Origin of the sequence: Billgrantia saliphila (genome assembly GCF_002930105.1) — a bacterium.
Lineage (GTDB): Bacteria > Pseudomonadota > Gammaproteobacteria > Pseudomonadales > Halomonadaceae > Halomonas > Halomonas saliphila.
In genome coordinates, this window is sequence record NZ_PJRN01000015.1 from 86,219 (window position 1) to 111,041 (window position 24,823).

The following is a 24,823-nucleotide window of genomic DNA, read 5'->3' on the forward strand; positions in this document are numbered from 1 at the left end:
GGCTTCGACGCTACGCTGCTGAGCGTCGTTTCGTCCGGACAAGCACCGCCGGATGCCCGAGGGCATCCGGCGGTGTCGTAACGTCTCCGGTCAGCCAGCGCCCGGGTTATTTCGCTGGCGCCGTCTCCCGGCTTGCCTGCCCCTGGTCGGTGTAGGCATGACCGCCCACGTGGCCGGCCAGCACGTCATCGGCCCTGGCCTGATGGTTTTGCACTGAGCTGGTCCACTGGCCCCACACCGTGGGATCGATGGTATCGCCGTTGTTGCCCAGGTTCTGCAGACGACGCTTGTCCTCGTCGGTGAGCACCTGCTTGGGCAGCGGCTCGAGATGCTTGACGTCCTGCGCCGTCATGCCGAGCTTCTCGCCCACCCGCTTGCCGTACTCGTCATGCACCAGGAAGAAGTGCCACAGCATTCGCTCCTGCACGTCACGCTCGCACTGACCGAGCAGGTTGCCCATGTTATCGATCAGGTCGTCGCGTTCCCAGTCCATCATGGTATTGAAGCGACCGCGTGCCTGGACGTAATCGTTGCGCCGCTCGATCACGCTGCGCGTGACTCGGCCGGTGATCTCGGGCGGTTGATTGGGCTCCTCGCGCGCGGCTTCCTGCAAGCCGTTGTGAATCGAAGGCTCGTAGTTGACGTGGGGGTTCTGCCCGGGCGCCAAGTCGACGCCGTAGGACATCTCGCCGCCGCGCTGGTTGGTGTAAACCTTGCCCTTCACGCCCTTGGGCTGGTTGACCGGCAGCTGGAGATAGTTCGGCCCGACCCGGTAGCGCTGAGTATCGGAGTAGGAGAAGGTGCGCCCGACCAGCATCTTGTCGTCGGAGAAGTCGAGGCCATCGACCAGCACGCCGGTGCCCATGGCGATCTGTTCGTTCTCGTTGTGAAAGTCCTCGACGTTGCGATTGAGCGTCATCACGCCGACGTGGCGCAGGGGGAAGTCGTTCTCCGGCCAGATCTTGGTATCGTCGAGCGGGTCCCAGTCGAGCTCGGGATGCTCGTGATCCTCCATGATCTGCACGTAGAGATCCCACTTCGGATAGTCGCCGCGCTCGATCGCTTCGAACAGGTCCTTGGAGGCGGAACCGAGCTCCTGGCCCTGCACCTTGGCGGCCTCCTCTTCGGTCAGGCTGGCCACGCCGCAGCGCGGATGGAAGTGATACTTCACCAGGACCGTCTCGCCCTTGTCGTTGACCATCTTGTAGGTGTTGACGCCGAAGCCTTCCATATGGCGATAGCTCGCCGGGATGCCGCGCGGGCTGAACAGGTGCGTCAGCATGTGCATCGACTCGGGAGTCTGGCTCATGAAGTCGAAGATGCGATTGGGCTCTTGGCGGAAGGTCACCGGGTCGGGCTTGAGCGCGTGAATGACATCGGGGAACTTGATCGCATCGCGTATGAAGAAGATCGCCAGATTGTTGCCGACCAGATCCCAGTTGCCGTCTTCGGTGTAGAACTTTACGGCGAAGCCGCGCGGGTCGCGAGCCACTTCGGACGAGTCGCGACCGCCGATCACGGTGGAAAAGCGAATCGCCAGCTCGGTCTTCTTGCCGGCGTCCTGGAACAGCTTGGCGCGTGTATACCTGGAGGCGGGTTCGTCGCCGATCTTGCCGGTGGCTTCGAACTCGCCGTAGCAGACAAAACCGCGGGCGTGAACCACACGCTCGGGAATGCGCTCGCGGTCGAAGTGACTGATCTTCTCGAGAAACTGGTAATTCTCCAGCGTCGCAGGACCGCGGCTGCCCACGGTGCGCTGGGACTGATTGTTGGTGACGGGGTGTCCTTGACGGTTGGTCAGGAAGCGATCCTGGTTGTCCATACCGGGCTCCTCATATTACGTCCTGTTCAGGAGGATTGCGTGGCGAACCGCAGGCGTCAGGCGGCGGCTGCGATAGCGCTTCATCAGCGTAGCAGGCGCCTGGGAGGCAGCGGCATGGACTTGTGCTATGCCTGCCATAGGGCAAAATAATGGCGCCTCCGGCAAGGCCGGAGGCGCCAGCGCCGGTCGGGGTAGTACTCAGGCAGCCGGAGTCACGGCGACGCTGCGATAGTTCAGCATCAGCCCGTAGTAGAACAGCCCGCCGAGTGCCGCACCCATCATCCAGCCGTAGCCACCCAGGCTGGAGAGCGCCGGCACCAGTACGGTGGAGATCGAGAACAGGGCGGCCCCGCCGAAGGCCAGCAGGGCGCGGTGGTTCCATCCCTTCACGTAGTAATATGTGCTGCCCGGCTTGGACGAGAACAGCTCCTGCATGTCGAGCCGCTGGCGCTTCACCAGGTAGTAATCCACCACGATGATGCCGTAGAAGGGCGCGACGACGGCGCCCAGGGCGTTGACGAAGCCCGGTACGCCTATCTGGCTGATCACCGAGACCCACAGTGCGCCGACGAAGAAGGCCACCACGGCGGTGATCAGTCCTCCCAACTTGAAGCTGATTCGGCTGGGGAAGAGGTTGGCCAAATCGTAGGCGGGCGGAATGAAGTTGGCCACCAGGTTGATCCCCACGGTGGCGGCGAAGAAGGTCAATGCGGCGACGATGGTCAGCGGCAGCGAGTCGACCCGCTCAACGATGTCGGCCGGGTTGGTCAGCGCTTCGCCGAACAGCACCAGGGTACCGGCGGTGATGATCAGGGCGATGAACGAGAAGAACGCCACGTTCAGCGGTAGCCCCAGCAGGTTGCCGAGCTTCATCTGGCGCTCGGTCCTGACGAAGCGGGTGAAATCGCCGAAGTTGATCACCACCGCAGCGAAGTAAGCCACCATGGTGCCGACGATCGCCATGAAGGCGGCCACGGCGCTGCCGCTGCGTTCGCCGTCGGCGCTGAAGATACTGCTCACTGCAGGCAGCAGCTCGCTGCCGGCCTGGTACCAGACGATGAGCATCAGTGCGACCATCACCACGTAGACCAGTGGGCCGGCCCAGTTGAGGAAGTGCTTGATGCGTTCGATGCCGGACCAGAAGATCGCGATCTGAAACAGCCACACGATCACGAACGATACCCAGGCCACGCTCGAGAGGCCGAGGAAGGTACTGCCGTCACCGGCACCGAAGAGGGCGGTAATGAGCAGCGCCACGGCGGTGGAGGCGAAGTAGGTCTGTACCCCGTACCAGAAGATACCGATGATCGCGCGTAGCATGGCCGGCAAATTGGCGCCGCGCACGCCCATGCTGGCGCGCACCATCACCGGGAAGGGAATGCCGTACTTCACGCTGGGCTTGCCGGTCAGGTTGACCAGGAACATGACGATCACGCCGGCGAGAATGATGGCCGCCATGACCGCCCAACCGTTCAACCCGTAGGTCAGGAACAGCGAAGCCGCCAGCGTGTAGCCGAACAGGCTCTGAATGTCGTTCGACCAGACATTGAAGATCTCGAAGGCGCCCCAGTTCCGATCCTTGGGCTTCAGCGGGGCGAGGTCGTCGTTGTACAGCGTCGGATCGATGGTCTGGATATCCAGCTCGTTGTCTTTCATCGTCGTCACCGTTGTCGTTGTAGAAACGCCGCCCACCCGGCTTGGCCGAGGGGCGGGTCAGGGGCACGAGAGATTACTGACGGAAGCGCTGGCACGGCGCCCAATGCTGCATCAGGACGTAGTAAGTCAGACCGGCCGGGATCAGGCTTGCGTACCAGGAGACCGCCGAGAAGGTCAGGGCGGCGGCGATACCGACCCCGGTGGCGATCAGCGCCGCCATGTTGACGCCCCGGTAGGGCCCGTGTTCATCGTAGAGCTTGTCCAGGTCTAGGGTGCGACGGCGGATCAGATAATAATCGACCACCAGCACGGCGAAGATCGGACCCAGGAACGCGGAATAAGTCTGCACGAACAGCTGCAGGCCGGCGGCGGAATCCGGCTGCACCAGCTTCCAGGGGAAGGTGGCGAAAGCCAGCAGACCGACGATCACGGTGGCGGTGCGGAACTTGAGCTTGAACACGTCCATCAGCACGTAGGTTGGCGGCACCACGTTGTTGAGCACGTTGGTCGTAACCTGGGCGAAGGCGATGAACAGCAGAGTGGTCATCAGCAGCGGCGTATTGTCGACGGCGTTGGCGAATACCTGGATGGGGTCGGCAGTGCCGGTGGCCTCGGAAACCATGAAGCCGATCAGGCCCATGAACAGGGTGCAGGGCAGGATCGACATGGCATAGATGGTGGTCAGCAGCCCCTGGCCGGTGCCGTGCTTGTGCTCACGAGCGTAGTCGCCGACGTTGAGCATCATGGTGCTGTAGATGCCCAGGAACAGCATGGTCGCACCCCAGAACGGCAGGCCCCAGGAGCCTTCCATGGTCAGCAGGTTGGCCGAGAGCACATCGCCGTAGCGCTGCACCGTGCTGTAGAACATGTAGACCAGCGAAGCGAGGATGAAGGCGCTGCCGATGTTCTCCAGCCACTTGATGCCCTGAAAGCCCATCACCGACAGGCCGATTTGCAGGAACTGGAAAGTGATGAAATAGAACACCAGATTATCGAAGCCGAATAGAGTGGCCGAAACCATGTTCAGGGCACCGGCGCCGATCCAACTCTGAAAGCCGTACCACACCACCGCCGGTACGGCCCGCACCAGCCCCGGCAGACGCGTGCCGGCGAAGCCGAAGGCGCTGCGTGCCTGGACCATGAAGGGAATGCCGTACTTGTAGCCGGCGGCGCCATTGACGGCCAGGGCGATACCGATCACGAAGCAGCCGATGGCGATCGCCAGCGTCGCCTGAAGCAGATTCAGCGTGCCCACCACGCTGGAGCCCATGGTGAAGGTGCCGATCGACACGCAGCCACCGAACCAGGCGAGAAAGTAGGAGGTGCGCCCCATGATGCGGGTCTTCTGGGGCGCGAGCGACTCATCCCCCAGTGCCTTGGTGGCACTGGCCGCGTTCGGCAACGGGGACACGACGGGATCGGATGCCGTGCTGTGAGGGGTGGAGTGTTGCATGGTGATGTCCTCGCAAGTCGAAGCTAACTGTTGTGGTTATGATTCCCGGTGGACCGGGTCTTGCGGCGTGACGTGCTCTCGGCATTGACTGTTGTTGTAGGAGCGCCGATTCAATCAGCGTTCCGGTGTGAGATTCGTGAACGCTTCGAAGCGGCCGATGAAGGGTTTGGGCCGGGGGAAGGCCAAGTCGCCGTGCTTGCTGGTGCCGAGTCCCAGGCCGACGAGGGCTTCAGCGAGCTTCACCGCAGCGGTGACGCCCTCGATCACCGGCAGGCCCACTTCTCGGGAAATGGCCTCGGTCAAATCGGCCATCCCGCCGCAGCCCAGCACGATGGAGCCGATGCCATCCTCATCGCGGGCGCGGCGGCACTCGTCGATGATGCGGCCGAGCGCCGAGGCACTGTTCTCCTCCAGATCCAGCACCGGTATCTCGGCGGCGCGAACCCGGCGACAGTGGTGGCGAAAGCCGTACTGCTCGAGTAGATGCTCGGCGATGATGCCCGTGCGACCGAGCGTGGTGACCACCGAGAAACGGGTGCTGACGAGACTGGCCATATGGAAGGCCGCCTCGGCGATGCCGATTACCGGCGCACGGGTCAGCTCGCGCGCCGCCAGCAGACCGGGGTCCCCGAAGCAGGCGATGACATAGGCGTCGGTTTCTTCCTTTTCTCCGGCCAGCACTTCCTCCAGCACCCCCACGGCGCTGATCGCCTCGTCGAAGTGGCTCTCGATGGAGACCGGGCCGGAGGCGGGCTGAGTGGCCTGAATCGACGTGCCCGGCGCAGCGGCCCGACGAGCCGCTTCGCCGATCTTGGCCGTCATGGCGGCGGTAGTGTTGGGATTGATGATGCGTAGGCGCATGCGAGCTCCGGGGTGCGTTGCTTGTGAACAATCAATTTTGTCTTTGTACACAAAATAGGCGTTCCAGATCTTGGGCGCAAGGGTTTGTCGAAACCTCGTAGAGCGACTGCATTTCTCTTATTAAACATTTGTTTACAGAGATATTGTGGAGCGTCATTGCGACTTGCGAGCATTAGACTTAGGTCGGCACAGGTCGGCTTGCCCCGAAAGTGACGACTGCTTGGATATGATTGTGTATACACTTGCACTGGCTAGCTGACGCCGCGTCGTTAGCAGGCTCGGCTCCTTGGCAGGAGGAAACTCCCGCTTGGCTCTTCTTTCGAAGCGTAAGTTGCATCGAAGGCCATTTTTTGTATACAAAATAAAAAGCATCGCCCCGAAAATTGCGGTCATGCACCGGCAAGGGGCATTAGGACCGGGTGCAGCGGGGCGAGGTCGGTTGCAACCAGGTTGGATACAGACTATTTTTGATATTGTATACAGTTTATGTCGCGCGCTGGTTCGCCGTCGAGTGATACGGAAGGGTTTCGGCCGCGCAGCGATCGATAAAGCGATGAAAAACAAGAGGAAGGTGCCTGATGAGCGCAAGTCGTGACTATCCCCGCGACCTTATCGGCTATGGCCGAACTCCACCCCACGCCAACTGGCCCGGCCGTGCGAGAATCGCCGTCCAGTTCGTGCTCAACTACGAAGAAGGTGGAGAGAACTGTGTGCTGCACGGTGACGCCGGTTCCGAGCAGTTCCTCTCCGAGATCATCGGGGCCCCGGCCTTCCCCGACCGCCATCTCAGCATGGAGTCGATCTACGAGTACGGCTCGCGGGCCGGTGTGTGGCGCATCCTGCGCGAGTTCGAACGCCGCGGCTTGCCGCTGACGGTGTTCGGGGTGGCCATGGCGCTGGAGCGCCATCCGGAAGTGGCTCACGCTTTCAAGGAGTTGGGCCACGAGATCGCCTGCCACGGCTACCGCTGGATTCACTATCAGGAAGTGCCTGAGCACATCGAGCGCGAGCACCTGCAGCGCGCCATGGAGATTTTCCAGCGTCTCTACGGCGAGAAACCGCAGGGCTGGTACACCGGCCGCGACAGCCCCAACACCCGCCGCCTGGTGCTCGACGAGGGCGGCTTCCTCTACGACAGCGACTACTACGGCGACGACCTGCCGTTCTGGATCCGTGAAGCCGACAGCCAGGGCAGTGAGCACGATCACCTGATCGTGCCCTACACGCTGGACAGCAACGACATGCGCTTCGCCGCGCCCCAGGGCTTCAATACCGCCGACCACTTCTTCACATACCTTCGCGACGCCTTCGACGTGCTCTATGCCGAGGGTGACGAAGCGCCCAAGATGCTCTCGGTAGGGATGCACTGCCGGCTGCTCGGTCGCCCCGGCCGCTTCCGTGCCCTGCAGCGCTTCCTCGATCATATCGAGGCGCATGACCGGGTGTGGGTGACGCGACGCATCGACATCGCACGGCACTGGATCGAGCACCACCCGGCACCGGCGCGCTGACATCGAATTCCGACAAGGCAGCCTGGCTGGCTGACGAGGGGCGCCGGGGACAGACCGATGAGGAGATCATTTGCCATGGATGGCAAATGTAGCGCCATGGATGGGTTCACAGCGCCTCCTCGAGGGCCTGTTCCCAGGATAGCCCCGAGAGCGGCTAAGGTTGGCCCAATTTCATTAAGGACCTCTCATGAGCCAACGCACCTACTACGCCCCCCACGGCGGGCACCCGCCTCAGACCCAACTGCTCTCCGACCGGGCGGTGTTCACCGAGGCCTACGCCTTCATTCCCAAGGGAGTGATGCGTGACATCGTCACTAGCAACCTGCCGTTCTGGGAGGAGACCCGACTGTGGGTGCTGGCGCGCCCGCTCTCCGGTTTCGCCGAGACCTTCTCGCAATACATCATGGAAGTGAGTCCGGGCGGCGGCAGCGAGCGTCCCGAGCTCGATCCCGCCGCCGAGGGCGTACTGTTCGTGGTCGAGGGCGAAATGACCTTGACCATCGCCGGTGAGCGTCACGAGATGACGCCGGGCGGCTACGCCTTCCTGCCCCCGGGCTGTCACTGGCAGCTGCGCAACGAATCCAAGGCGCCGGTGCGCTTCCACTGGGTGCGCAAGGCCTACGAATACGTCGAGGGCATCGAGGTGCCGCAGGCCTTCGTGGTCAACGAGAACGATCTCGAACCCAACCCGATGCCCGGCACCGAGGGTCGCTGGGCCACCACGCGCTTCGTCGACCCGGCCGATGTGCGCCACGACATGCACGTCAACATCGTCACCTTCCAGCCGGGGGCGGTGATCCCCTTCGACGAGACCCACGTCATGGAGCACGGTCTCTACGTGCTCGAGGGCAAGGCGGTCTATCACCTCAACCAGGACTGGGTCGAGGTCGAGGCGGGTGATTTCATGTGGCTGCGCGCCTTCTGTCCGCAGGCTTGCTATGCCGGTGGCCCGGGGCCGTTCCGCTATTTGCTGTACAAGGACGTGAACCGTCATGCGGCGCTGCGGCTCGGGGCTCGCTGAGACAGGGCGGAGCGCTTGCAGCAGTGTCGCCGCTTGAGGCTGTTCCGGCGACAGGCCTTCGAGGGGGCGCTGTGAACCCCTCCCTGGGCGCTACCTACGCCATCCCTGGCGTAGGACCCCCTCTGCGACCTGTCCCCGGCGCCTCTCGCTCGGGTGGCTGTCATTGCTTCGCCATACAAGAGTTTCTCCCATAATAGAGGCCTGGAGATGGAGTTTGACATGCTGGAACTCAAAGCCGAGCCGCTGACGCCGGAGGCCTTCGCGCCTTTCGGTGATGTCATCGATACACGCACGGCGGACTACTTTCACATCAACGCCGGGCGCACCCGGCGCTATCACGACCTGGCCAAAATCGAGACCCTGGGCGAGCAGGCGAGGGCATTGATCAGCATCTTCGTCAGCCAGCCGGTCTCGATCCCGCTGGAGCTCGACTTCCTCGAGCGTCATCCCCAGGGCAGCCAGGCATTCATGCCGTTGCACGAGGAGCGTTTCGTGATCGTGGTGGCGCCGCCGGGAGATAGCATCGACCCGGCCGAGGTGCGCGCCTTCGTCACCGACGGCCGCCAAGGCGTCAACTACCGCGCCGGCACCTGGCATGCCATCCAGTCGGTGCTGGAGCGCGAAGGGGAATTCCTCGTCGTCGATCGCGGCGGCGAGGGCAATAACTGCGACGAGTACCCGCTGGCGCTACGGGTCGTTCTTGAATAAAGGGCCTGGGCTAACGATACGCACGTGGGGAACTCAGCGAGCCTTCCGGCTGAGGGCTCGCCGGGAACGTCAATGGCGGGGACGGTTGATGGCGGCAATGGCATCGCCGGTATGCTGGACGTGATCCGCTAGCAGGCGTCGAGCCAAGTCGCTGTCCCGGGCCTTGAGGGCTTCCAGGATATCGCGGTGCTCCCGAGTGGACTCTTCCCAGCGCCCGATATGATCCAGCGCTAGGTAACGCGCCCGTTCCAGCCGCCCCAGCAAGCTGCGATGGGTCTCTTCGAGGACCGGGTTCTTGGCCCCGGCTACGATCAGCCCGTGAATCCGCTGGTTGAGTTCGAAGTAAGCGTTCCGGTCACCCTTCTCCAGCAGCCGCTCCAGGCGCTCCTGGAGGTTCTCCAGTCGCTTGAGTTCGGTGTTGGTCATGCGGCTGGCAGCCAGGCTGGCGGCCAGGCTCTCTAGCCCGGCTTCCACCTCGAAGAGATGCTCCAGCTCCTGCGGCTCGATCAACGAGACTTGGGCATTGCGATTGCGCCGCAGTGTCACCAGGCCGTCGGCGGCCAGCATCTTAAGGGCCTCGCGCAGTGGCGTGCGGGAAATGCCGAGCTGCTCGCACAGCTCCGGCTCGATCAGCCGCTGGCCAGGTGCGAGGCGCCCGTGGACGATCAAGTCGTGCAGCGCCTCATAGGCTTCCTCTGCCAGCGAGGGGGTCGTGATGCGTCGTCGCCCGAGCAAGGCGGCACCTTCCATTGTCATGTCATCCATTCCTCTCTGCTGAGGAGACGAGCCGATTGTCTCCGAATTGTCGATCGGGACACAATCAGCCGACCGTTGATACGGGCTCGGTCGTGCGCCGTCCCACGAGCCTGGCGAGTGCCTCGGGAAGTCCCTGGCAGGGTTTCTCGGGGGGCGGTGCGAAGCTGCCGGCAGTGGGAGCGGCGGCACCGAGATCGACCATCGCTTGGGCCTGTTGCAGGGCACAGGTGACGCCGTCCAGGGCCGGTACCGGCAAGCGGTCGGCTACGCTGCGGGCCAGGCCTGCCAAGGGGGCACCGGCAAGGATCAGCACGTCGGCCCCATCGTCCTGCACCGCCCGCTCCGCCAGGGCGATCAACCGTTGTCCCTGATCCTCCTGCACGCGGCCGATATGCGCCAAGGGCTCATCGAGGGCGCGAATGCTGGCCAACCGCTCGCTGAAACCGTAGGCGGCGATGGTTTCCCGGTACCAGGCCTGGATGCGCTGAGAGATGGCGATCACGGAGAATCGGCTGCCTCGCTGGCAGGCGCTGACCAGCGCCGACTCGGTCATGCCCACCACCGGGATCGGCAGTATTTCACGCAACGCCGCCAGGCCGGGGTCGCCGAAGGCCGCCACCACGACTGCATCATGCTCTGTATAGTGCTCGGCCGCCACCTGCATGGCGGCATAGCCGCCGATCTGCGCCTCGGCGCGTGTTTCGATGTAGGCCACCCCGAACGGGGCGGTGGCCATGGTCAGCTCGGTCCCCGGTCGAATGCTGCGGCGCGCTTCAGACTCGATCAGGCGGGTCACGTCGCCTGAAATATTGGGGTTGATGACCAGCAGTTTCATGGCGTGTTCCTTCAATCGTTATGGTTATGGTGCGATGGCTCAGTAGCCCAGGGCGCGAGGCAGCCAGGTGACGAGGCCCGGGAAAGCGATGCAGGCGATCAGCACCGCGTACTGAAAGACGATGAAAGGCCATGCACTCTTCATCAGCTCGTTGAGGCTGATCTTGGAGATGCCGCACATCACGAACAGCAGCACGCCCACCGGCGGCGTCATCATGCCCACCACCAGGTTCATCACGAACAGGAAGCCGAACAGCAACGGATCGATGCCGTAAGCCAGGGCGATCGGCGCCAGCAGCGGCACCAGCATGATGTAGGCGGCGTTGGACTCGATGAACATCCCCACGCCGATCAGCAGCGCCATTACCAGCAGCAGGAACACCAGCGGATCCTGAGTGAAATTCTGCAGCCAATCGGTCAGCTGCATGGGAATCAGGTCGAGGGTGAAGGCGAAGGTCATGGTGGAGGCGAAGGCGATCAGGGCGCCCACCATGGCGGCGGTGACGGCGGCGTTGAACATCGCCCGTGGAAGGTCGGTGAGGCGTAGCTGACGGGTCACGAAGAAACCGATGACCAGGGCGTAGACCACGGCGATGGCGGCACCTTCGGTGGGGGTGAAGGCACCTGCCACGATGCCGCCGACGACCACGATCGGCATCAGCAGGATGGGCAGGGCGCGCCAGGTCTGCACCAGCACGTGCTTGAGCCCGATTTCTCCGCCGGCCAGCGGATAGCGTCGGTGCATGGAGATGAAGCTGGCCAGCCCCATGAAACCGAGCGCCAGGAGGATCCCCGGAATCACGCCCGCCATGAACAGGCCGCCTACCGAGACCGAGGAACCGGCCATCAGGGCATAGACGATCATGGCATTGCTGGGCGGGATGATGGCGCCGAGGTTGGCCGCCGAAGCGACGACGGCGCTGCTGTAGCCGGTACCGTACTGCTGGCGCATGGACGGAACCAGGGAACTGCCCAGGGCGCTGGCGCTGGCGACGGCAGCGCCGCTCACGGCGGCCAGCACCATGCCGGCGACGATGGCCACATGGGCCAGGCCGCCGTGCACGCGGCCGACCAGAGAATTGGCGAAATCCACCAGTCGCTGCAGGATGCCGGCCGCCACCATCAGCTCGCCCGCCAGCATGAACAGCGGAATGGCCATGAGGGGGAAGCTATTGACCGAGTGCATCATGCGTTGGGGCAGGACCGTGAAATCCAGGCCTCCCACATACAGGCCCACCAGCGAGGCAACCCCCAGGGCGAAGGCCAGCGGCATGCGCAGCAGGGCGAGCCCCAGGAAGGAGAAGACGATGGCCGGGGTCATGAGGAGGCTCCTTCATATCGTTCGGGCGCGCTGGGAAGTGGCTCCAGGCGCAGGGCTTGGGCCACCAGATGCAGGCAGCTGTGGCCGGCGCAGACCACCACGGCGATGTAGAAGACGGCGGCAGTGATCGGCAGCGTCGGCATCAGCTCCTGCCACTTGCTGATCGCGGCGGCGAGGCTGATCCAGAACAGCGCGGCCATCAGGGCGGCGCCCAGCCAGGCCATCAACTGGGCGAGGAGTCGTTGCAGAGAATCGGGGAAGTGAGTCACCAAGGCATCGATGCCCACGTGAATGCCGACCTTGATGCCGTGAGGAATGGCCAGAAAGATCGCCCACACGAAGCACAGCCGGGAGAGCTCATCGGCGGAGTCGATGGAACTCGACAGCACGTAGCGGCTGAATACCTGGACCGAGACCAGCAGCGTCATCATGCCCATGGCGACCAGAATGGTGTAGTAGGACGTCCGGTCGAGAAGCGCCAGCCCATGCAGGAAGTGGCGCTTGACCGGGCTGGAGGCATTCGCCTCCAGCCGTTGCCAGGCGGGTGTCATGCGTCGAGCTCCGCGAGGACCCGGTCGACGATCTCGCTGCCGATCTTTTCGCGCAGGTCGCCGATGACGTCTTGGCTGGCGTCGCGCAGGGCGGCGCGGGTTTCGTCGCTGATGGGAGTGAACTCCATGCCGCGCTCGATCAGCGTCTGGCGCGCCGCATCGTCCTCCTCGGCGGCGGTCTGACGCTGCCAGGCGACTGCCTCTTCCATCGCCTCGCGTACTGCCTGCTGATGTTCCTCGCTCAGGCTCATGAACGTGTTGCGGTTGGTCACGACCACGATGAAGTCGTAGAAGTGCCCGCTGTCGGAGAGGTACTGCTGCACCTCGTCCATGCGCTTGGTGCTGATGATGCTGTAGGGGTTCTCCTGTCCATCCAGTACGCCCTGCTGCAGCGCGCCATAGACCTCGTTGATGTCCATCGACACCGGGCTCGCGCCGATGGCGCGGAAGGTGTCCAGGTGGGTCTCGTTAGGCTGCAGGCGGATCTTCAGTCCCTGGAAATCCTCGATGGTTTCGATCGGGCGTTCGCTATTGGTGACATGACGGAAACCCAGCTCCATGTAGCCCAGCGCGGTAAAGCCCTTCTCGGCCAGCTTCTCGTCGAGCATTTCTCCCACCTCGCCGTCGATCAGCTCGAAAGCCTCTTCGCGGCTGTCGAAGGCGAACGGCAGGCTCAGCGCTTCCAGCTCGGGCACGGTGCGCGAGAGATAGGAGATGCCGATCCAGGTGCCGGCAATGGATCCCGTACTGACCTGGTCGACGTTCTCGCTGGCGCCGCCCAATTGCATGTTGGGAAACAGCTGGGCGTTCAGCGTGCCGTCGGTGCGTTCGGCCAGGGCGTCGCGAAAGACCTCCATGGCACGGCTGCTGGAATGATCGTCGGTGAAGTTACCGCTGAATCGCAGGGTTTCGGCACCGGCCAGCAGCGGGGAACTCAGGCCCAGAGCCAGCAGGACCGTGGCGGAGCGACGGGCAAGGCGGGTTGTTGTTGTCATCCGAGCTTCTCTCTCTTCACGTTGGGTGAATGCCGCCCGTCATCCAGGGCGACTCTAGTGAACCTTAGGTCATTGCCAATCAGAATACAAAATACTGGATACCATATTTTTTATTACTCATTTTAATCAAATACTTGATTGTTAAAATTACACGTTTCCTGGTGATTTTCGATTTCCTGACTTGCAATCCTTGTCGGCTGTGCAAGGCTAAGGTCGTGCTTGGATACAGTATACCGAATACCAAAAACAACTCGGAGTCACCCCATGGAACGTACGCTGATCGGCATGCTGACGCCGTCTTCCAATACCGTGTTGGAGCCCTTCACCGCAGCCCTCCTGCGCGATCTCTTTCCCAACGTCACCGCCCACTTCCAGCGCTTTACCGTCCGCGAGATTTCCATGCGCGACGACGCTCTGGCTCAGTTCGATTCCGCGCCCCTGCTGGCGGCGGCGGGGCTACTCAACGATGCGCGCATGGATGTCATCGCCTGGAGCGGCACCTCGGCCAGCTGGCTGGGTTTCGAGACCGATCGCAGGCTGTGTGCGGCCATCACCGAGGCCACTGGAGTGCCGGCCACCACCAGCGTGCTGGCCCTCAACGAAGTCTTGGCGCGTACCGGCGTGACGCGGCTGGGCCTGGTGACGCCTTACCTGGACGATATCCAATCGGCAATCGTCGCCAACTATGCCACTGAGGGGGTCGAGGTGATCGCAGAGCGTCACCTGGGTGACCGCGGCAACTTCTCCTTCTCCGAATACGACGAGACGACGCTGGCCGGGCTCGTGCGGGAAGTGGCCAAGGCCGAGCCCGAGGCCATCGCCATTCTTTGCACCAACCTGCGCGGGGCGGGAATCGTCCCGGCGCTGGAGCAGGAGATCGGCATTCCCATCTACGACTCGGTGAGCGTGACGGTGTGGAAGTCGTTGGCGCTGGCCGGGGTGGATCCCGCGCGAATCAACGGCTGGGGCCAGCTGTTCCAGGATCCGCGCTTAGGCGCGTGAGGCTCAGGATGCGCGCCTCGGCGCGCACGGACAGGGACGACCGCATCGCAATGCAACGCATCGGCAACACCCACCAACAACAGCAATCACGAGGTGACACCATGCCCCGCAAGGCAACCATCAAGACCCTGGCGCTGGGGGTTTCCCTGGCCAGCGTACTGGCCGGCGGTCTGGCCCAGGCCGAAACGACCCTGCGCGTGGTCGGCAATTTCTCCGGCAACAAGTTGCACGTGGACGAAGTGGAGCGTCCCTTCTTCGAAGCGCTCGGCGAGCGCGACGACATGACGGTGGTTTACAACACCATGGATGCCATCGGCGTGGAGGCGGCGGATGCGCTGCGCAACCTCCGCTCCGGCGCCTTCGACGTGATGTCGGTGCAGATCGGCATGGCGTCCCGCGACGAGCCCTTCTTCGAAGGCATCGATCTGGCCGGCGTCTCGCCGGACCTGCACGCCCAGCGCGAGGCCGTCGACGCCGTGCGCGAGGCATTCGATGCCCGGTTGCAGTCCCGTTTCAACGCCAAGCTGATGACGCTGTGGCCCTTCGGGCCGCAGATGATGTTCTGCAACGGCGACATCGACGACATCGGCGATCTCTCGGGAAAGAAGGTACGCGTCTTCACTCCGTCCATGTCGCGGCTGGTGGAAGGTCTCGGTGCCACCCCGGTCACGCTGCAGTTCAGCGAGGTCTACCTGGCGCTGCAGCGCGGCGTGGCCGACTGCGGCGTCACGGCGCCGTCCGCCGGCAACAACGGCAAGTGGCCCGAGGTGACCGATACCTTCGTGCCGCTGCCGCTCTCCTACTCGGTGCAGGGCCATTTCATGAACCTGGACACCTGGAACCGCTTCGACGAAGCGCAGCAGCAGGCCTTGACGGAGGCCTTCGCGCGGCTCGAGGAGCAAATGTGGGAGCTGGCCTACGAGGTCAACGACGATGCCATCGCCTGCAATACCGGCCAGTCGGAGTGTGCACGGCATGAAGCCTATGACATGACGCTGGTGGATATCGATTCCGAATCACGCGCGCTGGTTGAGTCGATCACCCAGGAAGCCGTTCTGCCCGTATGGGCCGAGAGCTGCAGCGCTCAGTACGACGGCTGCGTCGAGGTCTGGAACGAGACGGTGGGTCAGGCCGCGGGCATGTCCGTTTCCCAGTAAGCCACTGCCTCGCCCCGGCTGCCTGGGGGTAGCCGAGGCGACATGGAGAAATGCGATGGTTACACCGCATCCTTATCGGCTGGCCCGCGGGCTGGCTCATGGCGCCGCGATTGCCGCCGGCTATGCCGCGCTCGGATTGTCGTTGCTGATCACCTTCGAGGTGATCGCACGCAAGCTGTTCCACTTCTCCCTGCAGGGCGTCGATGAGATCGGCGGCTATGTATTGGCCATCGGCGTCTCGTTCAGCTTCGCCTACGCGTTGTTGCACCGCGCTCATACCCGCGTCGATGTGCTGCTGACTCGTTTGCCGCGGCTGCTGCAGGCGCCGCTCAATGTCGTCGCGATTACAATGTTGGCAGCTTTCTCCTCCTTCATGCTGTGGCGCGCCATCGAGACGCTCGAGGAGACGCTGGAATTCGGCAGTCTTGCCAGCACGCCGCTGCAGACGCCGCTGTGGATTCCGCAGAGCCTGTGGGTAGTGGGGCTCGGGGTATTCTGTGTGCTGACCCTGCTGCTGGCCTTTCGCGCGCTGGTCCTGCTGGTCACCGGTCAACTGGCCGCGCTGGATCGGGAGTACGGACCGCGCTCTACCGACGACGAACTGAGCGAGGCTCGCAAGGACTACGGCAACGACATCACCGCCGAACCAGGGAGGGCCACGTCATGATCGGCGCCTTCGAGGTAATGATCGGCTTTCTCGTCATGCTGGGCATGATGGCGGTCGGCATTCACGTCGCCGTGGCGATCTTCACCGTCGCCACCCTGGGCACCCTGATATATCTGAGTACGCCGTTGCTCTTCTCATTCGGCGACACGCTGTGGGGAACGCTCAACGACTTCATCCTGACGGCCATTCCGCTGTTCATCCTGCTCGGTGAGCTGCTCCTGCGCAGCGGTATCACCGAGCGCATGTACAGCGCCTTGTCCATATGGCTCGATCGCCTGCCCGGTGGCCTGCTGCATACCAATATTGGCGCCTCTTCGGTATTCGCCGCCATGTCCGGCTCCTCGGTGGCGACGGCCGCGACCATCGGTACGGTGGCGCTACCAGCCTTCGCCGAGCGCGGCTACAGCGAGCGACTGGCACTGGGCACCCTGGCCGCCGGGGCGACGCTGGGCATCCTGATCCCGCCGAGCATCAACATGATCATCTACGGCGCGATCACCAATACCTCGATCGGCAAGCTGTTCATCGCCGGGATCCTGCCGGGGCTGGCGCTGGCCGGGGCCTTCATGCTCACCATCATGGCCTTTGCCTTGCTGAGGCCCGGCGTGGTGGGGAAGGCCTCCGAGCGGGCTTCACTTCGTGAGCGCCTGGCTTCGCTGGTGGACCTGCTGCCGCCGGCGTTCGTCTTCGCGATCGTCATCGGCAGCATCTACAGCGGCTGGGCCACGCCCACCGAGGCGGCTGCCTTGGGGGTGGTCGCCGCCCTGGGTCTCGCCGCATGGAATCGCAAGCTGACCTTCCGGATGCTGCACGAGTGCTTCCTCTCCATGGCTCGCACCACGGCCATGATCATGTTGATCATCGTGGCGGCCTTCTTCCTCAACTACGTTGTCGGCATCCTGGGCATTCCCACCACCCTGACCCGCTGGGTGGCCGACCTGGGTCTCACGCCCTTTGGGTTGATCCTGGCGCTGGTGGTCTTCTACCTGGTGCTGGGCTGCTTCCTCGAGACCCTGTCGATGATGATCGCCACCGTACCGATCGTGGTGCCCATGGTCGTCCAGTTCGGCTTCGACCCGGTGTGGTTCGGCATCTTCCTCGTGGTGATGATGGAAATCTCGCTGATCACCCCGCCCATCGGCATGAACCTCTACGTGGTGCAAGGCGTGCGCGGGCGCGGCTCCATCACCGACGTGATGGTCGGTAGCCTGCCGTTCCTGGCCATCATGCTGCTGTTCGTGCTGTTGATCATTCTCTGGCCCGGCCTGGTGCTCTGGCTTCCCGAAGCCATGGGCTGACCCCGGCGACAACCACAAGGTATGTGACATGACACGCTTCGATACCCTGATCAAGAACGGTCGCATCATCACCGCGGCCGACAGCTACGACGCCGATATCGGCATCAAGGGTGGGTGCATCGTCGCCCTGGGGCAGGGCCTGGAGGGGGCCGACGAGGTCATCGACGCCCAGGGGTTATGGGTGATGCCGGGGGGCATCGATGCTCATTGCCACCTGGATCAGCCCCTCGGCGACGGCGCGGTGATGGCCGACGACTTCCTGACCGGCACCCGTTCGGCGGCATGCGGCGGCACTACCACGGTGATTCCCTTCGCCGCGCAGCAGAAGGGCCAGAGCCTGCGCGCCGCGGTGGAGGATTACCACCGGCGCAGCGACGGGAAGGCGATGGTGGATTACGCCTTCCACATGATCGTGACCGACCCTACCGAGACGGTGCTCAAGGAGGAGCTGCCGGCCCTGATCCAGGAGGGCTACAGCTCGTTCAAGATCTACCTGACCTACGACGACCTCAAGCTCAACGATCGCGAGGTGCTCGAGGTGCTGGCCATGGCGCGTCGCGAGGGCGGCATGGTGATGGTGCATGCGGAGAACGCCGACTGCATCGCCTATCTAACCGAACTGCTCGAGGCCCAGGGCAAGACGGCGCCGTACTTTCATAGCGAGGCTCACTCGGCGATCGCCGAGCGCGAGGCGACCCACCGCGCCATTTCCCTGGCCGAGCTGATCGATGTGCCGATCCTGATCGTGCACGTCTCCGGCCCCGAGGCCATCGAGCAGATCCGCTGGGCTCAGGGGCGCGGCCTGCGAGTCTATGGCGAGACGTGCCCCCAGTACCTGATGCTGACCGCTGCCGACCTGGACCAGGAGGGCTTCGAAGGGGCCAAGTGCGTGTGCAGCCCGCCACCGCGAGACGAGCGGGCGCAGGAGGCGGTCTGGCAGGCGCTGGAGAACGGCGTCTTTCAGGTCTTCTCCTCCGATCACGCTCCCTTTCGCTACGACGACCCGCAGGGCAAGAAGCTGCACGGTGAGGATGCCGCCTTCCACCATGTTCCCAACGGCATACCGGGGCTGGAAACGCGCCTTACGATCCTGTTCTCGGAGGGGGTCGTTAAGCAGCGCATCGACGCCACCCGCTTCGTGGCGCTCACCTCCACCAACCCGGCCAAGATCTACGGTCTTTACCCGCGCAAGGGCACCATCGCCATCGGCAGCGATGCCGACCTGACCCTGTGGGACAGCGAAGCGAAGATGACGGTGCGCAACGAAGCCTTGCACCACGCAGTGGATTACACCCCTTATGAGGGGATGGAGCTCACCGGCCGCCCGGTGCTGACCCTATGCCGGGGCCGGGTGGTATCACGTGGCGGCGAACCCATGGTGGACGTGGGGTACGGTCGCTTCCTCAAGTGCGACAAGCCGCAGCCCGCCAGGCCACGCGGCTCAGCCAAGGGGTTCTGACTTCATTGCCACCGGTACGGTGTGACGCCGAAGCTGCCCCGGCAACGGGCATCGCTGCGCTTCATGAGTCTCTCCTAGCCGGCTAGTGGGGTTTTCATTAGGCCAAGCTGTTAATTCGGCTTGGCTTTTTTGTCTCCTTTGAATTGTTTGAAAATACTTTCCATAAAATATTGACGCAGCGCGTGCCGACTTCTAATCTCGGTATACAGAAATATTTTCCAAAAACAATCTGGTCGCCACTCACGGGAGGAACCGTCATGGCTCGAATGACCGCAGCAGAGGCCGCCGTTCACGTGCTTCGCAAGGAAGGCGTCGACATCGCCTTCGGCGTGCCCGGCGCCGCCATCAATCCGTTCTATGCCGCCTTGCGCAAGATCGGCGGTGTCGATCACGTGCTGGCTCGCCACGTCGAGGGCGCGTCGCACATGGCCGAGGGCTATACCCGTACCAAGGCCGGCAATATAGGCGTCTGCATCGGCACCTCCGGCCCCGCCGGCACCGATATGATCACCGGCCTCTACTCGGCCAGCGCGGATTCCATCCCGATTCTGTGCATCACCGGCCAGGCGCCGCGCGCCAAGCTGCACAAGGAGGACTTCCAGGCCGTCGACATCCAGGCCATCGCCGGGCCGGTGACCAAGTGGGCGGTCACCGTGCTGGAGCCGGCCCAGGTGCCGCGCGCCTTCCAGCAGGCCTTCCAATTGATGCGCTCTTCGCGCCCCGGACCGGTGTTGATCGACCTGCCGATCGATGTGCAGTTGAGCGAGATCGAGTTCGATCCGGACACCTACGAGCCGCTGCCGGCTTACAAGCCCAGCGCCTCACGCGCCCAGGTCGAGAAGGCCATGGCCATGCTCGACGAGGCCGAGCGCCCATTGCTGGTTGCCGGCGGCGGCATCATCAACGCTGATGCCAGCGAGCTGCTGGTCGAGTTCGCCGAACTCACCGGCGTGCCGGTCATCCCCACGCTGATGGGCTGGGGCAGTATCGCCGACGACCACCCGCTGATGGCCGGCATGGTGGGGCTGCAAACCTCGCACCGCTACGGTAACGCTACCCTGCTCGAATCCGACTTCGTGATGGGCATCGGCAATCGCTGGGCCAATCGCCACACGGGCAACCTCGAGACCTATACGAAAGGGCGCAAGTTCGTCCACGTCGATATCGAGCCGACCCAGATCGGGCGCATCTTCGGCCCCGACTATGGCATCGTCTCCGACGCCAAGGCGGCGCTCGAGCTGTTCGTCGAGCTGGCACGTGAGCGGAAGGCAGCGGGCACGCTCAAGGATCGCAGCGCCTGGGCCGAGTCCTGCCAAGAGCGCAAGCGTACCCTGCTGCGCAAGACCCACTTCGACAACGTGCCGGTGAAGCCCCAGCGGGTCTACGAGGAGATGAACAAGGTCTTCGGCAAGAACACCCGCTACGTCAGCACCATCGGCCTGTCGCAGATAGCCGGCGCCCAGTTCCTGCACGTCTACAAGCCGCGCCACTGGATCAACTGTGGCCAGGCGGGCCCGCTGGGCTGGACCATTCCCGCTGCGCTGGGCGTGTGCAAGGCCGACCCGGACGCCGAAGTGGTCGCGCTCTCCGGCGACTACGATTTCCAGTTCATGGTCGAGGAGCTTGCTGCCGGCGCCCAGTTCAAGCTGCCTTACATTCACGTGCTGGTGAACAATTCCTATCTGGGGCTGATTCGCCAGGCCCAACGCGGCTTCGACATGGACTACTGCGTGCAACTCTCGTTCGAGAACGTCAACTGCCCCGAGATCAACGACTACGGTGTCGATCACGTCTCGGTGGTGGAAGGGCTCGGCTGCAAGGCGCTGCGCGTCACCCAGCCCGACCGGATCGCCCCGGCCCTGGAAGAAGCGAAAGCCCTGATGCGGGAACATCGTGTGCCGGTGGTGGTGGAAATCATCCTGGAGCGGGTGACCAACATCGCCATGGGCACCGATCTCGACGGCATCAACGAATTCGAGGCGCTGGCCGAGAACAACGCGGATGCGCCGACATCCATCGCCTCGCTCACTTGAGCAAGAGCGTCGCGGCAACACTGGGGATGGTGTCGCGACGCTATTAGATCGCCACAGCACAAGCATAAGGAGACCCAAATGCCCAAGTTCGCCGCCAACCTCAGCATGCTGTTCACCGAGGAGGATTTCCTCGACCGCTTCAAGGCCGCCGCCGACGCGGGCTTCAAGGGGGTGGAGTATCTTTTTCCCTACGATTACTCAGCCGTCGAACTCAAGGCGCGGCTCGACGAGCATGGCCTGACCCAGGTGCTACACAACCTGCCGGCCGGCGACTGGGGCGCCGGCGAGCGCGGCATCGCCTGTCATCCGGATCGCGTCGAGGAGTTCCGCGCCGGCGTCGACAAGGCCATCGACTACGCTACCGTGCTCGGCTGCAAGCAGGTCAACTGCCTGGCCGGCATCCAGCCCCAAGGCGTGAGCCTGGAGCAGGCGCGCCGCACCCTGGTGGAGAACCTGCGCTATGCTGCCGACAAGCTCGAGGCCGCCGGCATCCTGCTGCTGGCCGAGCCGGTCAACACTCGCGACATTCCCGGGTTCTTCCTCAATCGCACCGAGCAGGCGCTGTCGATCTTCGACGAGGTGGGCAGTGCCAACTTGAAACTGCAGTACGACATCTACCATATGCAGATCATGGAGGGCGACCTGGCGCCGACCATCGAGAAGCACCTGGATCGTATCGCCCACGTGCAGTTGGCCGACAACCCCGGCCGCCACGAGCCGGGCAGCGGCGAGATCAATTACCCGTTCCTGTTCGCCCATCTCGATCGGCTGGGCTACGACGGCTGGATCGGTTGCGAGTACAAGCCGGCCACGACAACGAAAGAAGGGCTGGGCTGGCTGGATCGGTGAAACGCTGTTGCGCTCGGCATCTCGGCCGCCGGCGGTGCTCGCAATCCTCATTGAGCACCCAGTCAACTCCGGTTGCTGCGCGCAGGCGGCGGTCGACCTGCCTTCGCTCACGACGCGTTTCAGAATGTTTGCCAACGATCACAAAGACAAGCTGAAAGGAGAAGCATCATGAGCAAGATCGGTTTCATTGGCCTTGGCATCATGGGCCGTCCCATGGCGGGGCATCTGCTGGATGCCGGCCACGAACTCGTCACCGTCAAGCGCGGCACGCTGGACGCCACCCTGGCCGAGAAGGGCATGCGCGAGCTCGACAGCCCCCGCGCCGTGGCCGAGCAGGCCGAGGTGGTCATCACCATGGTGCCGGATACTCCCGATGTGGAGCAGGTGCTGTTCGGCGAGGGCGGCGTCGCCGAGGGGCTCAAGCCGGGCACCCTGGTCATCGATATGAGCTCCATCGCCCCCATTGCCACCCAGGGCTTCGCCAAGCGCATCCATGAGGCCGGCGGCGAATATGTCGACGCGCCGGTTTCGGGGGGCGAGGGCGGCGCCATCAACGCAGCACTGACCATCATGGTGGGGGCCACCGAGGAGGGCTTCTCCCGTGCCAAGCCGCTTCTCGAGGTGATGGGCAAGACCATTACCCATATCGGCGGGCACGGTGCCGGCCAGACCTGCAAGGTAGCCAACCAGATCGTCGTCGCGCTGACCATCGAGGCGGTGGCCGAGGGGCTGTTGTTCGCCTCGAAGGCGGGCGCCGACGTGGCCAAGGTGCGCGAATCGCTGCTCGGCGGCCTGGCCCAGTCGAAGATCCTCGACGTCCACGGCGAGCGCATGATCAAGCGTACCTTCGACCCGGGCTTCAAGATCCGGCTGCACCAGAAGGACCTCAACCTGGCGCTGGAGGGCGCGCGCAGCCTCAACCTGGCGCTGCCTGGCACAGCCAACGCCCAGCAGCTGTTCCAGGCCTGCGCCGCCCATGGCGGCGAGGACTGGGATCACGCCGGTATCCTGCGGGCGCTGGAGGCGCTGGCCGACCATGAGGTAGGGCGCTGATTCGTTATACGAGGAAGCGCCGTTCGGCCTGCCAGTCGCGCAGACGGTAGGCCGCGTTTCCCTCCTGGTGGGCGTCGGGTCGTCGTCCACCAACCGACCGCACCTCGTGCGGTCCTTGACCCGGCGGCGGGATCCCCGGCTGGACCCCGCCCGCCGTCGGGCTTTTTTCTCACCTTCCCGGCTGTTACCGTCGAAGATTGTCGCCCTGCGAGGTGTGCCCAAGATGATTCCCCAACTTCCTCCCTTCGATCCCGAGCTGGACGTGGCGGATTGGCTGCGCCGCCTCGCCGACATCGCCGTCGCCGCCGTGCATCCCGACACGCTGGTGGCCGACTTGCTGCCCGACCCGCCGCCAGGGCGCACCGTGGTGGTGGGGGCGGGTAAGGCGGCAGCTGCCATGGCCGCCGCGCTGGAGCGCGCCTGGCAGGAACGCTGTCCCGATGCGCCGCTCTCCGGCCTGGTAGTCACCCGCTATGGGCATGGTGCCGATTGCGACGTGATCGAAGTGCTCGAGGCCTCCCACCCGATGCCCGACGACCTGGGCGAGAAGGCGGCCCGCCGAATGCTCCAGGCCGTCGAAGGCCTGGGCGAGGACGACCGCGTCATCGCGCTGGTCTCCGGTGGCGGCTCGGCCTTGATGACGCTGCCGGCGGAGGGCATCACGCTTGCCGACAAGCAGGCCACCAATCGCGAACTGCTGCGCTGCGGCGCACCGATCGGCCAGATGAACACCGTGCGTCGACACCTCTCGGCGATCAAGGGCGGGCGTCTGGCCGCGGCGGCGCATCCGGCCCAGGTGGTAACCTGGCTGATTTCCGATATTCCCGGCGACGTGGCCACGCAGATCGCCTCGGGCCCGACCTTGCCCGATCGCTCGACCCCGGCCGATGCTCTTATGGTACTTGAGCGCTACGCCATCGAGGTGCCGGCGCACGTGCGCCAGCATCTCGAGCGGGACACATCGGCACCCTCGCCCGACGACGAAGCCTTCGAGCGCGACGACAGCGTGATCCTGGCGCGAGCCCACGACGCCCTTGAAGTCGCCAGGAATGTGGTGGAGGAGGCCGGGGTGATAGTGCGCGTGTTGGGCGACGACCTGGAGGGCGAGGCTTGCGAGCTGGGCCGTGCCCAGGCACGCATGGCTCTGGAGGCACGCGACGAGATCGCCACGCCGCTGCTGATTCTCTCCGGTGGCGAAACCAGCGTCACTGTGCGCGGGGATGGACGCGGCGGGCGCAACGTCGAGTACCTGCTGGGGCTGTTCGAAGCGCTGCGAGGCGCCCCGGGCATCCATGCCCTGGCCATCGATACCGACGGCATCGACGGCTCCGAGGACAATGCCGGCGCGCTGTTCTCCCCCGATGACTGGACTCGTGCCAAGGAGCAAGGCCTCGACCCCGCCGATTACCTGTCACGCAACGACGCGTATACTTTCTTTCAGGCGTTGGACCGGCTCATCGTCACCGGACCGACCCGTACCAACGTCAACGATTTCCGTGCCATTCTGGTCTTGCCGAGGACACCATGACGCTGCCCCCCCACGCTCCCATCCACGAGCCCATCCGTCGCACCAAGATCGTCGCCACCCTGGGCCCGGCCAGCGACCGCGAGGGCGTGCTGGAGGCCATGATCCGCACCGGCGTCGACGTGGTGCGCCTCAACTTCTCCCACGGCAGCGCCGCCGACCACCGCCGCCGACTCATCGCCGTGCGCCAGATCGCCGACCGCCTGGGCAGGAGCGTCGCCGCGCTGGGCGACCTGCAGGGGCCCAAGATCCGCATCGCGCGCTTCCGCGACGGCGCGGTGGTGCTCGAGG

General features: G+C 64.1%; 22 protein-coding genes. 13 read left to right on the forward strand and 9 right to left on the reverse strand.

Translation table 11 applies throughout. The annotated features are described in order from the left end of the window. Nucleotides 1-106: 106 nt before the first annotated feature. The 4 genes from CYJ07_RS16120 to CYJ07_RS16135 all read right to left on the reverse strand — a co-directional run bounded on the left by CYJ07_RS16120 (nucleotide 107) and on the right by CYJ07_RS16135 (nucleotide 5,792). The gene (locus CYJ07_RS16120) at nucleotides 107-1,822 is read right to left on the reverse strand and encodes a catalase (RefSeq protein WP_104204735.1); all 1,716 of its coding nucleotides are present in this window, start codon (nucleotides 1,820-1,822) and stop codon (nucleotides 107-109) included. 198 nt (nucleotides 1,823-2,020) lie between these two features. Then, on the reverse strand, nucleotides 2,021-3,478 hold the full coding sequence (locus CYJ07_RS16125) for an NCS1 family nucleobase:cation symporter-1 (protein WP_104204736.1): 1,458 nt from the start codon (nucleotides 3,476-3,478) through the stop codon (nucleotides 2,021-2,023). A 73-nt stretch (nucleotides 3,479-3,551) separates the two neighbouring features. Further along, the gene (locus CYJ07_RS16130) at nucleotides 3,552-4,931 is read right to left on the reverse strand and encodes an NCS1 family transporter (protein ID WP_197038409.1); all 1,380 of its coding nucleotides are present in this window, start codon (nucleotides 4,929-4,931) and stop codon (nucleotides 3,552-3,554) included. A gap of 114 nt (nucleotides 4,932-5,045) precedes the next feature. Then, nucleotides 5,046-5,792: an aspartate/glutamate racemase family protein gene (locus CYJ07_RS16135; RefSeq protein WP_104204737.1), complete on the reverse strand. Its 747-nt coding sequence runs from the start codon at nucleotides 5,790-5,792 to the stop codon at nucleotides 5,046-5,048. 578 nt (nucleotides 5,793-6,370) lie between these two features. Here CYJ07_RS16135 and puuE point away from each other — a divergent pair. From puuE to CYJ07_RS16150, 3 genes are all read left to right on the forward strand, one after another. Further along, on the forward strand, nucleotides 6,371-7,303 hold the full coding sequence (gene puuE, locus CYJ07_RS16140) for an allantoinase PuuE (protein WP_104204738.1): 933 nt from the start codon (nucleotides 6,371-6,373) through the stop codon (nucleotides 7,301-7,303). 187 nt (nucleotides 7,304-7,490) lie between these two features. Next, nucleotides 7,491-8,324, forward strand: coding sequence for a bifunctional allantoicase/(S)-ureidoglycine aminohydrolase (locus CYJ07_RS16145; protein WP_104204739.1), 834 nt, complete (start codon nucleotides 7,491-7,493; stop codon nucleotides 8,322-8,324). A 219-nt stretch (nucleotides 8,325-8,543) separates the two neighbouring features. Further along, entirely contained in the window at nucleotides 8,544-9,032 is a 489-nt protein-coding gene (locus CYJ07_RS16150; protein WP_104204740.1) for an ureidoglycolate lyase, read from the forward strand. Between the two features lie 69 nt (nucleotides 9,033-9,101). On the opposite strand, the gene CYJ07_RS16155 is transcribed toward CYJ07_RS16150, so the two are convergent. The 5 genes from CYJ07_RS16155 to CYJ07_RS16175 form a co-directional block, all read right to left on the reverse strand. Next, nucleotides 9,102-9,788, reverse strand: a complete 687-nt coding sequence (locus tag CYJ07_RS16155; RefSeq protein WP_231489663.1) for a GntR family transcriptional regulator — start codon at nucleotides 9,786-9,788, stop codon at nucleotides 9,102-9,104. A 64-nt stretch (nucleotides 9,789-9,852) separates the two neighbouring features. Beyond that, nucleotides 9,853-10,623 (reverse strand): aspartate/glutamate racemase family protein, encoded by a 771-nt coding sequence (locus CYJ07_RS16160; RefSeq protein ID WP_104204742.1) that lies wholly within the window; start codon nucleotides 10,621-10,623, stop codon nucleotides 9,853-9,855. Nucleotides 10,624-10,662: 39 nt separating this feature from the next. Further along, the gene (locus CYJ07_RS16165) at nucleotides 10,663-11,943 is read right to left on the reverse strand and encodes a TRAP transporter large permease (RefSeq protein WP_104204743.1); all 1,281 of its coding nucleotides are present in this window, start codon (nucleotides 11,941-11,943) and stop codon (nucleotides 10,663-10,665) included. Then, nucleotides 11,940-12,494 (reverse strand): TRAP transporter small permease, encoded by a 555-nt coding sequence (locus CYJ07_RS16170; protein ID WP_104204744.1) that lies wholly within the window; start codon nucleotides 12,492-12,494, stop codon nucleotides 11,940-11,942. Before CYJ07_RS16170 ends, CYJ07_RS16165 begins: the two co-directional genes overlap by 4 nt. Beyond that, the gene (locus CYJ07_RS16175; RefSeq protein ID WP_104204745.1) at nucleotides 12,491-13,489 is read right to left on the reverse strand and encodes a TRAP transporter substrate-binding protein; all 999 of its coding nucleotides are present in this window, start codon (nucleotides 13,487-13,489) and stop codon (nucleotides 12,491-12,493) included. The genes CYJ07_RS16170 and CYJ07_RS16175 overlap by 4 nt, the downstream gene beginning before the upstream one ends. A gap of 264 nt (nucleotides 13,490-13,753) precedes the next feature. Between CYJ07_RS16175 and CYJ07_RS16180 the strand changes: the two genes are divergently transcribed. The 10 genes from CYJ07_RS16180 to CYJ07_RS16225 form a co-directional block, all read left to right on the forward strand. After that, on the forward strand, nucleotides 13,754-14,491 hold the full coding sequence (locus CYJ07_RS16180) for a maleate cis-trans isomerase family protein (protein ID WP_104204746.1): 738 nt from the start codon (nucleotides 13,754-13,756) through the stop codon (nucleotides 14,489-14,491). A 101-nt stretch (nucleotides 14,492-14,592) separates the two neighbouring features. Continuing rightward, nucleotides 14,593-15,648, forward strand: a complete 1,056-nt coding sequence (locus tag CYJ07_RS16185; protein ID WP_104204747.1) for a TRAP transporter substrate-binding protein — start codon at nucleotides 14,593-14,595, stop codon at nucleotides 15,646-15,648. Nucleotides 15,649-15,703: 55 nt separating this feature from the next. After that, nucleotides 15,704-16,315: a TRAP transporter small permease subunit gene (locus CYJ07_RS16190; RefSeq protein WP_104204748.1), complete on the forward strand. Its 612-nt coding sequence runs from the start codon at nucleotides 15,704-15,706 to the stop codon at nucleotides 16,313-16,315. After that, nucleotides 16,312-17,613, forward strand: coding sequence for a TRAP transporter large permease (locus CYJ07_RS16195; RefSeq protein ID WP_104204749.1), 1,302 nt, complete (start codon nucleotides 16,312-16,314; stop codon nucleotides 17,611-17,613). Before CYJ07_RS16190 ends, CYJ07_RS16195 begins: the two co-directional genes overlap by 4 nt. A gap of 28 nt (nucleotides 17,614-17,641) precedes the next feature. Continuing rightward, nucleotides 17,642-19,072: a dihydropyrimidinase gene (gene hydA, locus CYJ07_RS16200; RefSeq protein ID WP_104204750.1), complete on the forward strand. Its 1,431-nt coding sequence runs from the start codon at nucleotides 17,642-17,644 to the stop codon at nucleotides 19,070-19,072. A 257-nt stretch (nucleotides 19,073-19,329) separates the two neighbouring features. Next, nucleotides 19,330-21,105 carry a glyoxylate carboligase gene (gcl, locus tag CYJ07_RS16205; RefSeq protein ID WP_104204751.1) on the forward strand — a complete coding sequence of 592 codons (1,776 nt, stop codon included), beginning with the start codon at nucleotides 19,330-19,332 and terminating at the stop codon, nucleotides 21,103-21,105. Nucleotides 21,106-21,183: 78 nt separating this feature from the next. After that, the gene (gene hyi / locus CYJ07_RS16210) at nucleotides 21,184-21,954 is read left to right on the forward strand and encodes a hydroxypyruvate isomerase (RefSeq protein ID WP_104204752.1); all 771 of its coding nucleotides are present in this window, start codon (nucleotides 21,184-21,186) and stop codon (nucleotides 21,952-21,954) included. A 168-nt stretch (nucleotides 21,955-22,122) separates the two neighbouring features. Continuing rightward, on the forward strand, nucleotides 22,123-23,007 hold the full coding sequence (locus CYJ07_RS16215) for a 2-hydroxy-3-oxopropionate reductase (RefSeq protein WP_104204753.1): 885 nt from the start codon (nucleotides 22,123-22,125) through the stop codon (nucleotides 23,005-23,007). A 223-nt stretch (nucleotides 23,008-23,230) separates the two neighbouring features. Continuing rightward, nucleotides 23,231-24,535, forward strand: a complete 1,305-nt coding sequence (locus tag CYJ07_RS16220; RefSeq protein ID WP_104204754.1) for a glycerate kinase type-2 family protein — start codon at nucleotides 23,231-23,233, stop codon at nucleotides 24,533-24,535. Next, nucleotides 24,532-24,823 (forward strand): pyruvate kinase (locus CYJ07_RS16225; RefSeq protein ID WP_231489664.1); only part of this gene is annotated, 292 nt, incomplete at its 3' end. The genes CYJ07_RS16220 and CYJ07_RS16225, both read left to right, overlap by 4 nt.

Bases quoted from the DNA above. Each gene is read 5' to 3' on its own strand.
- CYJ07_RS16120 (WP_104204735.1), bottom strand. From the start codon at position 1,822: ATGGACAACCAGGATCGCTTCCTGACCAACCGTCAAGGACACCCCGTC.
- CYJ07_RS16125 (WP_104204736.1), bottom strand. From the start codon at position 3,478: ATGAAAGACAACGAGCTGGATATCCAGACCATCGATCCGACGCTGTAC.
- CYJ07_RS16130 (WP_197038409.1), bottom strand. From the start codon at position 4,931: ATGCAACACTCCACCCCTCACAGCACGGCATCCGATCCCGTCGTGTCC.
- CYJ07_RS16135 (WP_104204737.1), bottom strand. From the start codon at position 5,792: ATGCGCCTACGCATCATCAATCCCAACACTACCGCCGCCATGACGGCC.
- puuE (WP_104204738.1), top strand. From the start codon at position 6,371: ATGAGCGCAAGTCGTGACTATCCCCGCGACCTTATCGGCTATGGCCGA.
- CYJ07_RS16145 (WP_104204739.1), top strand. From the start codon at position 7,491: ATGAGCCAACGCACCTACTACGCCCCCCACGGCGGGCACCCGCCTCAG.
- CYJ07_RS16150 (WP_104204740.1), top strand. From the start codon at position 8,544: ATGCTGGAACTCAAAGCCGAGCCGCTGACGCCGGAGGCCTTCGCGCCT.
- CYJ07_RS16155 (WP_231489663.1), bottom strand. From the start codon at position 9,788: ATGACAATGGAAGGTGCCGCCTTGCTCGGGCGACGACGCATCACGACC.
- CYJ07_RS16160 (WP_104204742.1), bottom strand. From the start codon at position 10,623: ATGAAACTGCTGGTCATCAACCCCAATATTTCAGGCGACGTGACCCGC.
- CYJ07_RS16165 (WP_104204743.1), bottom strand. From the start codon at position 11,943: ATGACCCCGGCCATCGTCTTCTCCTTCCTGGGGCTCGCCCTGCTGCGC.
- CYJ07_RS16170 (WP_104204744.1), bottom strand. From the start codon at position 12,494: ATGACACCCGCCTGGCAACGGCTGGAGGCGAATGCCTCCAGCCCGGTC.
- CYJ07_RS16175 (WP_104204745.1), bottom strand. From the start codon at position 13,489: ATGACAACAACAACCCGCCTTGCCCGTCGCTCCGCCACGGTCCTGCTG.
- CYJ07_RS16180 (WP_104204746.1), top strand. From the start codon at position 13,754: ATGGAACGTACGCTGATCGGCATGCTGACGCCGTCTTCCAATACCGTG.
- CYJ07_RS16185 (WP_104204747.1), top strand. From the start codon at position 14,593: ATGCCCCGCAAGGCAACCATCAAGACCCTGGCGCTGGGGGTTTCCCTG.
- CYJ07_RS16190 (WP_104204748.1), top strand. From the start codon at position 15,704: ATGGTTACACCGCATCCTTATCGGCTGGCCCGCGGGCTGGCTCATGGC.
- CYJ07_RS16195 (WP_104204749.1), top strand. From the start codon at position 16,312: ATGATCGGCGCCTTCGAGGTAATGATCGGCTTTCTCGTCATGCTGGGC.
- hydA (WP_104204750.1), top strand. From the start codon at position 17,642: ATGACACGCTTCGATACCCTGATCAAGAACGGTCGCATCATCACCGCG.
- gcl (WP_104204751.1), top strand. From the start codon at position 19,330: ATGGCTCGAATGACCGCAGCAGAGGCCGCCGTTCACGTGCTTCGCAAG.
- hyi (WP_104204752.1), top strand. From the start codon at position 21,184: ATGCCCAAGTTCGCCGCCAACCTCAGCATGCTGTTCACCGAGGAGGAT.
- CYJ07_RS16215 (WP_104204753.1), top strand. From the start codon at position 22,123: ATGAGCAAGATCGGTTTCATTGGCCTTGGCATCATGGGCCGTCCCATG.
- CYJ07_RS16220 (WP_104204754.1), top strand. From the start codon at position 23,231: ATGATTCCCCAACTTCCTCCCTTCGATCCCGAGCTGGACGTGGCGGAT.